We start from the raw sequence: 9,722 nt of genomic DNA, 5'->3' as shown, positions 1-9,722 counted from the left end.
CGGCAGTTGCAGACTGTTTGTCTTTGCACTTATTACAACGCCGTATATGCTCCAGACCTGTCTTACTCCAGGATGTATTGCCACACTTTAAGCAAGTAAATTCCTTTTGCCATTTTAAACAACTCAGATATTTTAAACACTTTTCCTTGGTATCAAAATGCCTTGCAAACTCCAAAATGTCAGTACCTTTAAACATAATTAACTATAAATTTTAGCTAAGTTACTGATATTGCTAATATTATTAGTTTTAGTATTGGAGTATTTAAAGGCCTATTTCTATAATGTTAATAAATAATAATTTAATAAAAACTAACGGATATAGGGGGCAAAGAGGATTTTGTGTATTAGGGGGCTTTTTAATTTCTAAAAATACCTCCAAAAAGAACAAATAAAGACTGTTAAAGCTGTGGGTTAATCTTCACGTTCTTAAAGTTTTTTGTTCAGTTTTTATTAAATAAAAGCATCATGGGCAATTTTACATAAGTTAAATATTAGACTTTCAAATTTTTATTAGAGACTTTTTAAAATATCTGTAACTAATTTTACCGCTGTAACAAATATTGTTTTGCTAAACTTATCATTCAGCTGGTAAAAATTCTTTATCAGCTTTAAAAAAAACCTCTAAACGTATCAAAAATTTTGTCATTTGAAGTATTGCTGTAATATTGCATCCATTTGAAATGAGTGTTTGAACAATAGTTAGAGGTATACATGTCCAATCAACTCTTGTAAAGAGTGCTCCCCCAAAACACATAGTTGGGATGATGCAAGTTGGTGATATCAGTAATCCAAAAACCCTTTTAAAAGCCATTGAATGAGTAAAAATTTATTAATAGTTGAGTCGCCCGCGAAAGCGAAGACTATAGAAAAAATATTAGGGAAGGACTTTGAGGTAAAGAGTTGCTATGGCCATATCCGTGACCTTGAGAAAGATGATATGGGTATCGATTTGAATAATAATTACCAGCCACGCTACAAAGTGCCGGAGGATAAACAAAAGGTAGTGAATGAGCTGAAGCAACTTTCTAAAAAAGCCAAAGAGGTCTGGCTTGCATCGGATGAGGACCGTGAAGGAGAAAGTATTAGCTGGCACCTTGCAGAAGAATTGGGTCTCGACCCAAAGCAAACCAAACGCATTGTTTTTCATGAGATAACGGCTCCTGCTATAAGAAAAGCGGTTGAAAACCCACGTCTCATAAATATGGACCTGGTAAACGCTCAACAAGCGCGGCGCGTTTTGGACAGGTTGGTTGGTTTTGAACTGAGCCCGGTTTTATGGAGAAAAATAGGTATGCAACGAAGCCTCAGCGCAGGGCGTGTACAGAGTGTTGCAGTAAGACTTGTTGTGGAAAGGGAAAGAGAAATCAACAATTTTACATCCGTAAGCAGCTATAAAATTGAAGCTTTGTTTTCTGCTAATGATGTCAATAACAAGCCCGTTGTATTTAAAGCTGACGGTCCTGATAAAATTGCCGCACTGGAAACTGCAGAAAATTTTCTGGATAGTTGTAAAGGTGCAAAATATACAGTTACAGATGTGACAGTCAGGCCTGCTAAACGAACTCCTGCTGCTCCGTTTACTACATCTACCTTACAGCAGGAAGCCAGCCGAAAGCTTGGCTACAGCGTAAGTAAAACAATGTTGATCGCTCAGCGTCTTTACGAAAGTGGAAAGATAACCTACATGCGTACCGATAGTATTAACCTTAGTGAAACGGCGATGCAGGATATAGAGAAAGAGGTTAAAAACAGCTACGGCAACAGATACTACCAGACCCGTAAATTCAAAAATAAAAACGAGTCAGCGCAGGAAGCGCACGAAGCTATTCGCCCTACCTATATGGAAAATCATACGGTAGATGATGAAGAGGGACGCAGGCTGTATGATTTGATATGGAAACGCACTATTGCATCCCAAATGAGTGATGCAGAATTTGAAAAGACAACAGCAAAAATCCGGATATCTACAAACAATGAAAACCTCACTGCAACAGGTGAAGTGATGAAGTTTGACGGCTTTTTGAAAGTGTATAATGAAGGAAGAGATGATGAAGATGAAGAGGATACTGAAGGTATTCTTCCGCCATTAAGAATATCACAGTTATTGGATTTCAGAGAGATGAGAGCAACCCAAAAATTTACTCGTCCTGCACCAAGATATACGGAAGCGTCATTGGTAAAAAAACTCGAAGAGTTGGGAATAGGCCGTCCATCTACCTATGCACCTACCATTACTACTATTATGAAACGCAACTATGTAGAAAAGCGTGATAAAGAAGGCATAAAAAGAGAGGTTAACATTTTAAGGCTTAAAGATGACCAGGTAAAAAAAGAAGTTGTTGCCGAAAACACAGGAGCTGAAAAAGGAAAATTATTTCCAACTGACCTGGGAATGGTAGTAACAGATTTTTTGAAGCAACATTTTAAAAAGGTAATGGATTACAGCTTCACTGCATTGATTGAAGAAGAATTTGATGAAATAGCAGAAGGAAAAATGCAGTGGAACAACATGATCGATGATTTTTATAAACCTTTTCATAGCACAATAGAAGTAACACTAGAAACCGCTGAGCGTGCAAAAGGAGAAAGGGAATTAGGCATCGATCCTGAAAGCGGTAAAAAAGTAATTGCTAGAATGGGACGCTTTGGCCCAATGGTGCAAATAGGTGACACCAGCAATGAAGAAGAAAAACCCCGTTTTGCTAAGCTAAAGGCTAATCAAAGCATTGAAACCATAACTTTAGATGAAGCGATGGAGTTATTTAGGCTACCCTTGGCTCTCGGTGAATACCAAGGTAAAGAAGTGGCTGTAAGTATGGGAAGGTTTGGGCCGTACGTTCGTTGGGGTGAAGACTTTGTGTCGCTGCCCAAAGGAGAAGATCCACTTCTAGTAGACCTTGACCGTGCTATTGAGTTAATAAGTGAAAAACAAACTGCCGACGCTCCTATAGCCACTTATGAAGATCAACCTGTAACGAAAGGAAAAGGAAGATTTGGTCCTTTTATAAAATGGAATGATTTGTTTATCAATGTTCCGCGAGCGTATAATTTTGAAAATCTCACACAAAGAGATGTGGAAGAACTCATAGAAAAAAAGCTGCATAAAGAAGCGAACCGCTACATACAGCAATGGCCATCTGAAAAGATATCTATTGAAAACGGCCGATGGGGCCCATTTATACGATTTGGTAAAAAAATGCTGAAAGTAGTAGGGAAAGGTGAAAAAGGAAAATACACGCCGGAGGAACTAGCTCACATTTCTCTGGATGAAGTAAAGAAAATGATTGAAACACAGGTGCCCGACGCTTTTGTAAAAAAAGCTGCAGCAAAAAAAGTTGCTGCAAAAAAAACTCCGGCGAAAAAAGCTGTTCAAAAAAGTAAAGCTTAAAAAAGAGATTTTTTCTAATGAAGGCCCGGAACACAACCCGGGCTTTTTTTTGCTTGATTGCAGTAGAATCTTCGTTTTAATTAATGACTTTTTTTTAAAATAATGTAAAATAATGCGTCAGTGCGGCAACATTGGTCACTATTTTATTGTCTTTCTATTAAGCAAGTTTGTCTATTTAGATTCTTTCAATAAAAGAAATTAACATCTATAGAATAACTTGTAGTTGATATTATCATAAAAAATGACTTAGTTTGATGAGTAATTTTTTGAATAAGTTTTGTAAAATAAAAAAGTATCAAACAGCTTCGTAAGAAGCGTAATATATGCAGGAGACCCGCGAAATATCAGCTTTATTTTCCCTGATTGATGATCCGGACCAGGAAGTTTTTTCAACTGTTTCGAGCCGGATTGTTCACTATGGTCGCGGCATTATTCCTAACCTCGAGAATTTGTGGGAAAACACGTTAAGCGAAGAAGTGCAGGAGCGGATTGAATTGTTGATACACAAATTGCATTTTAATGATCTGACACGAGATTTTACTGACTGGAAAAACAATCCTTATCACGATCTGTTATTTGGTTCGTTGCTGGTTGCCAAATTTCAATATCCAGAGCTGGCAACAGCACCGGTTTTACAAGAGCTTGAAAGAATACGTCGAAATGTATGGCTCGAACTTAATAGCTTTCTTACTTCTTTAGAGCAGGCAAATGTTATATCGAGCATCGTGTACAATTATTATAACCTGAAGGGTGTTGAGATGGGGTATAATAATCCGGATGATTTTTTCATTCACAAAGTTATAGAAAGTAAGAAAGGCAATGCCTTAAGCAATGGTGTGCTATACCTCTTGCTTTGTGAAATGCTTGACCTTAATGTGAAAGCAATTAATATTCCGCGGCAGTTTATACTGGCTTATTTCCACCACGATTATGATCAGTTGGCAGACACTAATCCACAGCAAAAAATCTACTTTTATATAGATGCTATAAGCGGTCAAATATTTTCACACAAAGATATGGAAGCTTATTTCAAACGGGTTTCGGTACCTATAACCCCATTTTATTTTAAACCACTTTCTCACAAAAGAATTATACAAATACAAATTGAAGAACTCGCGAAATGTTTTAAGAATTTAAAATACGAATATAAATACAGCGAGTTAATGATCTTAAGTGATTTGCTGGAAGATTAGATTGTTCCTTTTTTTCCTAATAATTATTATTCTTTGCCGTCGCGAATTACTGATGTTGTATAAAAACCATGATTAGTAAAGAGCAATTACCAAATTTGTTATGCTTTTAAATAGTAAACATTCAATGCTCTTTTACCTTATTTTCTCAACTCGCTATATAAATGCTGCACAAGTCCATCAACCAATCCTATCTTCGGAACCAAAATTTCATCGGCATCTGCCCAGCGCATCACATTTATGTAAATAAGTAACGCGGGTACAATAACATCTGCACGGTCTTCCCGAAACTTATATAAACGAATACGGTCTTTTATGGAAAAGCTTGAAAATTCTTTATAGTAATCTCTGAGTAAATTTAATTCTAAAGGCTTACCATCTTTTTTCTTACTTATCGAAAAAATTTTATTAATGTTTCCACCCGTTCCTATAGCTATAATTTTTTTGAATCCTTTTGTTTTTGCTTTTATAGTATCTTTCATTTCATCCCAGACCTTATCGTCTACCAGATTTTTTAACAGCCTTATGGTTCCGATATTGAACGATTTTTTGAAAACAAGCTTTCCTTCTGCAAATAGATTTATTTCCGTGCTACCTCCACCCACATCTATGTATAAATAACTGTTGTTCACACTCATATTTTCTGCAACATGAGTTTCATATATGATGGACGCCTCGAGGTCACCACTAATGATTTCAATTTCAATTCCTGTTTCCTCTTTTACTTTTTTTATTATTTCCTCACCGTTCTTTGCATCGCGCATGGCGCTTGTCGCACAAGCTTTTAAACTATTTACACCATAAACTTTTAGCAAATGACTATAAGCATTCATGGTATCAAGTATCATCGTTTCTCTTTGTTCTGAAATCACACCGTTTTCAAATACATCAAAACCTAACCGCAGGGGAACTCTTATTAAGTCGATCTTAATAAATTCCGGCGGGTGTCCAATGCCTTCAATTACGTTTGTAATTAACAACCTTGCAGCATTGCTACCGATATCAATCGCGGCTAATCTCAAATTGATTAAGTTTTAATAAAGTAAATAAAAACCTGAAACGAATTATTTCCAATAAAGCAAAGATATTTTTTGCTTGGTATGATAAGCATATAAATTTTTCCCCAAAAGAATCTGTTGGGAAGCTTTTTCCGATGTAAAAGAGATCTAAAATTTTCTATCAGCTGAAAAGTGCCTGGTAAATATTAGCCGGAAGGTGAAGTGGTTGCAGTTTCAATATCTGTATTTGAATTAGGAGCGCTGGCTTATTTTTTGCATAATGTTTAATATAATTAGTTCTTCACTTAAAATTAAAGGATATGGATTACGATTTTGAACAAACCACCTTTTCCAAATGTCTGCTTGCTGGGCTTGCTACAGGTATAACAATAATACCAATAAGTCTTGTATATAATTTCATATACCGACACGTTACCAACTTCACGATCTCATGGATAATTAATGTAACCTTAATAATTTTTGCTTCGTTTATAGTGTGTATTCTTGCTGGTCTTATATATTATTTTATTGTTCCTTATTTAAAAAAGAGTGCAAATATTTACACGTTGTTATTCATCATTATAACAATAGTGGTTATTTACCTGGGATTTCAAATTCAACGCTCAGATAGTGCTCTTATTACAAAGCAATTTAGAGGGCTTTATTTAGGCGATGTGATAATTACCGGGTTAGCAACAGCATTTATAATACCTTGGCTGGCAAAGCATAAGAATGCATTTTTTTAGGAATTTGTGAAAGATTTTAAACGGGATTAAAAATTTTAAAAGGAATTATTAAAAAGTTTTTTAAATCAGTTTGAAGGCTTTTTGTAATCCTTAATCGATGCGTTGCACTACGTTTGTTCAACGCATTTTTTATGTCACCTCTTACCCGGTCAATAAAATAAGGTTTATGTACAGGAAGAAATGCATAGTATTACAGGTGTTAAAAAGGCGAGGTTTTTAGAATAAGTATAATTAGTAATGATTTAATATTTGGGTTTTGCCGGTTGCGTAATCAATGTTTTTAATAGTCTTTCTTTATGCTGATATTTCAGCTAATTCCTCTTCAGGTCTTATAAGTATGGCCAGGGCTTGTATGTCTCTCTGTAGTTCATTTCGGGCGTTTTCAAAAGCTGTATCCTTTGCTTTTTGAGCTTCTGCGTATAATGATTCCTGAATATTATCTCTTATTGAGTTTATATCAGTATAATACACCGACGTAGCTCGTTTGTAACTATCATTGTAACTATTAACAAAGTCGAGAATTTTTGTATATTTTTCAAGAATGCGATTTAATTCAGAAAAACTTTTTGAAGAAGTAGATGAAGTTAAGGTCTCCAAAAGGTTATGGAGATGCTGCAATTGCTCTTTCATAAGGGTAAAATGAATAATGAATTAATATGTTAAAGGTAACTCTCATATTAAAAAAACGACCAATTTTTAATTAAAACTTCAAAAATGAACCATATGTGGATCGTCAAAAAGTAATAGGAAATTTAATGAATGAATGAATTTTTAAAGGTGAAATCTCGGAAATGGTTGGAACAGCTTTTAATACCTGGTTTACTGCTTATAATAATATTGCTTAAACTATTACATCAAATTAATTGGTATTGAAACAGTTATTAAAAAATTATGATAATGATAAGAATTAATTGACTATTTTGTTTTAAAATTTGCAGTTTTTATAGGTGCTACATCAAAAAAATTTTCCGCACAGTAAGTATAATAGTTTAACCAGAAATGATCATAAGACAAGGCGACGAATCATTAGAAATGTCATGGAGTAATGCATGGACGTCAATTAACTACAAAACTAAAATCGGCATAGCTTCTTTATTATTTACGATAGTTCTTTTATATTATCCTTATTTTTTTGCACTTATTCAAAAGAGGCCAGGAGTTGCTTTACATGATCCGATACTAAATCTTTTGCCTTCTGTTGATGTTTCTGTCTATATATTTCTACTAATTTATCTTACAGTAGGCTTAGGCATTTTTCGCGCTGCTCAGTCTCCTGCTCTTTTTTTACTTTTTCTTTGTAGTTGCCTGTTTCTCAGTTTATCGCGTATTATAACAATGTCTCTCGTCTCTCTTAATCCTCCCGCAGGTCTGATGCCTCTTTCTGACCCTATTTTAGCACCTTTTTACGGGCATAATCATATTACGAAAGACTTGTTTTTTTCGGGCCATACAAGTTCTGTTTTTCTTATTTATTTTATTGTGAGAAAAAAATGGGAAAAAATATTGGCTTTGGTTGCTACAATTTTGGTTGGAGTACTTTTGCTGATACAACATATACATTATACTATAGATGTTGTGGCTGCTCCGCTTTTTGTGTATATTATTTTTATTCTTGCCAGAAGAGTTACAGCATTATTCTGAAAGGATGCAAAAGAAATAGTACCGGTTAGAAGTAAAATCAACTATTCAACTTAGCAAATTTTTTAGAAAAATAGGAACGTTTTCACTAATATAGTTACTACAGTTTTTTTTCCACAGTTATTAGAACCTTTTTTTCCAGTTCTCTATTTCTTGTGTGAGGATTTAAAAAGGCTGGAGTTAACATACTGATATGAAAATCAGAAAACTCGTGTAATATGTGGTATTGAAAGCCTTGTAGCTTCAATTCATCGAGCATATTTAGTGAAGTATAAACCGGGCTTTTAGGGTCTTTTTGTAAAAACCTATTAAGATCGTCAATTGTTTCTAATCTTTCAACATAACCCGGCGCATAAAATTCAAATGAGTAAGACCATGAATTGAACATGGCGGGAGTTTTAAATTCTTTATTTTTTACTAACCATTTCCCAGCCATCATTCCCGATTGATAAGTAAGCAGGTTTGGGTAAAAAAAGTTATGAAGAAATAAAAATAAAACAAATGAAAAAGCAATTCCCGGAATTATTGTTCTATTAATGCCCTCAGGTTTAAAAAAATTAAAATTTAAAATAACTATTGTGGCAGAAATAATTGCTAAAAAAACAACATTACCAAAATGAGAATAAAAAGCCAGTGCACAAACGAATAAAGTAGCAATAATGAGTACAGTATTTTGAAATACAGCAATTTTCTTAAAACTCGCATCTGTTTGCAAAGACGTAAGGTAAGCTGCCGCTATAATTGAAAAATGGGGAAAGAGGATGACAATATAAAAAGGTAATTGAAAACCTGAAAACGAGAATATTATAAAAGTCAAAGCTGCGCTGCCATAGATTATCCATTTACTCTGATCCTGTTTTTTGCTCTTTTTCCTGAGGAGTTGTATTACTGCGATGTACAAAATAATAGACCAGGGCAAAAAGGCCCATAGGGTGGTGTGCAGGAAGAATGTAGGATCTCCATGGCCTTTGATAGGACCCGTATTAAAAAATCTTCCAAACTGGCTGTCCCAAAAAAAGAAACGCAGTCCTGATACATTTGTCTTTCCAAATACAACTTTTTCAGGATGGAGATCAAACTGCACATACAAGCTATACAATTCTGGAGTAATGAAAAGCAGTATTAACAAAAGCATCAGCCACCACCGATAATTGATAAATTGTTTCCATTGTTTTGTAATTATCCAATAAATAACAAAACCTCCTCCTATAGTAATAAGCGCAAAAATTCCTTTGGTCATTACAGCGCAAGCTGACATCAAAGCGACTAAAATAATATCTGACCATCTGCCGGAAAGAGTTGATTTATAAAAATAATAAATGGCGGCAATGATGAGAGTGGTTAAATAAGGTTCAGCTCTTACGTCAAAATTATTAAGTATGTTATGAAGGGAAAATATATAAATGACAACGGCAACTTTTGCGGTAATAGTATTATAAAGTTCATTTGCAAGTTTAAAAATGAACACAATGCCAGCTAACCAAAAGATAAAAGCTGGAAGTTTGTATGCAAAGGATGTAATGCCAAATAGTTTAAAACTAAAAGCTGCCATCCAAAAAGGAAAATGAGGTTTATCAAGCCAGTCATGGCCATTACCATACAGGTTAAACCATTCACCTGTTAGGGCTATATGTTTTGAAATAGTCGCATACAAAGCCCCATCAGGTTCGAGAATACCATTCAACAAGCCATTTACATTAAGTAATATGCCTGCAATAAGAAAATATGGAAATAATTTTTCAAAAGATTTCATGTAGGGTCA

General features: G+C 34.6%; 7 protein-coding genes. 4 read left to right on the top strand and 3 right to left on the bottom strand.

The window, feature by feature from the left end; all coding sequences use genetic code 11:
- Positions 1 to 814: 814 nt before the first annotated feature.
- Positions 815 to 3,388, top strand: a complete 2,574-nt coding sequence (gene topA, locus B154_RS0110245; RefSeq protein WP_018613933.1) for a type I DNA topoisomerase — start codon at positions 815 to 817, stop codon at positions 3,386 to 3,388.
- A gap of 323 nt (positions 3,389 to 3,711) precedes the next feature.
- A complete protein-coding gene (locus B154_RS0110240) occupies positions 3,712 to 4,581 on the top strand; it encodes a transglutaminase-like domain-containing protein (protein WP_018613931.1) in 870 nt (289 codons plus the stop codon).
- Positions 4,582 to 4,718: 137 nt separating this feature from the next.
- Here B154_RS0110240 and B154_RS0110235 read toward each other — a convergent pair whose 3' ends face one another.
- Positions 4,719 to 5,600, bottom strand: a complete 882-nt coding sequence (locus B154_RS0110235; protein WP_018613929.1) for a Ppx/GppA phosphatase family protein — start codon at positions 5,598 to 5,600, stop codon at positions 4,719 to 4,721.
- A gap of 296 nt (positions 5,601 to 5,896) precedes the next feature.
- Here B154_RS0110235 and B154_RS0110230 point away from each other — a divergent pair, with 296 nt between their 5' ends.
- Positions 5,897 to 6,322 carry a hypothetical protein gene (locus B154_RS0110230; protein ID WP_018613927.1) on the top strand — a complete coding sequence of 142 codons (426 nt, stop codon included), beginning with the start codon at positions 5,897 to 5,899 and terminating at the stop codon, positions 6,320 to 6,322.
- A 294-nt stretch (positions 6,323 to 6,616) separates the two neighbouring features.
- On the opposite strand, the gene B154_RS0110225 is transcribed toward B154_RS0110230, so the two are convergent.
- Entirely contained in the window at positions 6,617 to 6,952 is a 336-nt protein-coding gene (locus tag B154_RS0110225) for a hypothetical protein (protein ID WP_018613926.1), read from the bottom strand.
- 369 nt (positions 6,953 to 7,321) lie between these two features.
- Here B154_RS0110225 and B154_RS0110220 point away from each other — a divergent pair, with 369 nt between their 5' ends.
- On the top strand, positions 7,322 to 7,963 hold the full coding sequence (locus tag B154_RS0110220) for a phosphatase PAP2-related protein (protein WP_018613924.1): 642 nt from the start codon (positions 7,322 to 7,324) through the stop codon (positions 7,961 to 7,963).
- Between the two features lie 97 nt (positions 7,964 to 8,060).
- Here the strand turns inward: B154_RS0110220 and B154_RS0110215 are convergent, their stop codons facing one another.
- The gene (locus B154_RS0110215; protein ID WP_018613922.1) at positions 8,061 to 9,713 is read right to left on the bottom strand and encodes an ArnT family glycosyltransferase; all 1,653 of its coding nucleotides are present in this window, start codon (positions 9,711 to 9,713) and stop codon (positions 8,061 to 8,063) included.
- Positions 9,714 to 9,722 lie beyond the last annotated feature (9 nt).

The organism is Segetibacter koreensis DSM 18137, from assembly GCF_000374045.1.
Classification (GTDB): Bacteria; Bacteroidota; Bacteroidia; order Chitinophagales; family Chitinophagaceae; genus Segetibacter; species Segetibacter koreensis.
Note: the sequence above shows the minus strand (reverse complement) of the source record. Positions and strands in the feature narration are given on the sequence as shown.

Excerpts from the sequence above, each read along its gene's own strand:
- B154_RS0110220 (WP_018613924.1), top strand. The coding sequence starts at position 7,322 with ATGATCATAAGACAAGGCGACGAATCATTAGAAATGTCATGGAGTAAT.
- topA (WP_018613933.1), top strand. The coding sequence starts at position 815 with ATGAGTAAAAATTTATTAATAGTTGAGTCGCCCGCGAAAGCGAAGACT.
- B154_RS0110240 (WP_018613931.1), top strand. The coding sequence starts at position 3,712 with ATGCAGGAGACCCGCGAAATATCAGCTTTATTTTCCCTGATTGATGAT.
- B154_RS0110230 (WP_018613927.1), top strand. The coding sequence starts at position 5,897 with ATGGATTACGATTTTGAACAAACCACCTTTTCCAAATGTCTGCTTGCT.
- B154_RS0110215 (WP_018613922.1), bottom strand. The coding sequence starts at position 9,713 with ATGAAATCTTTTGAAAAATTATTTCCATATTTTCTTATTGCAGGCATA.
- B154_RS0110225 (WP_018613926.1), bottom strand. The coding sequence starts at position 6,952 with ATGAAAGAGCAATTGCAGCATCTCCATAACCTTTTGGAGACCTTAACT.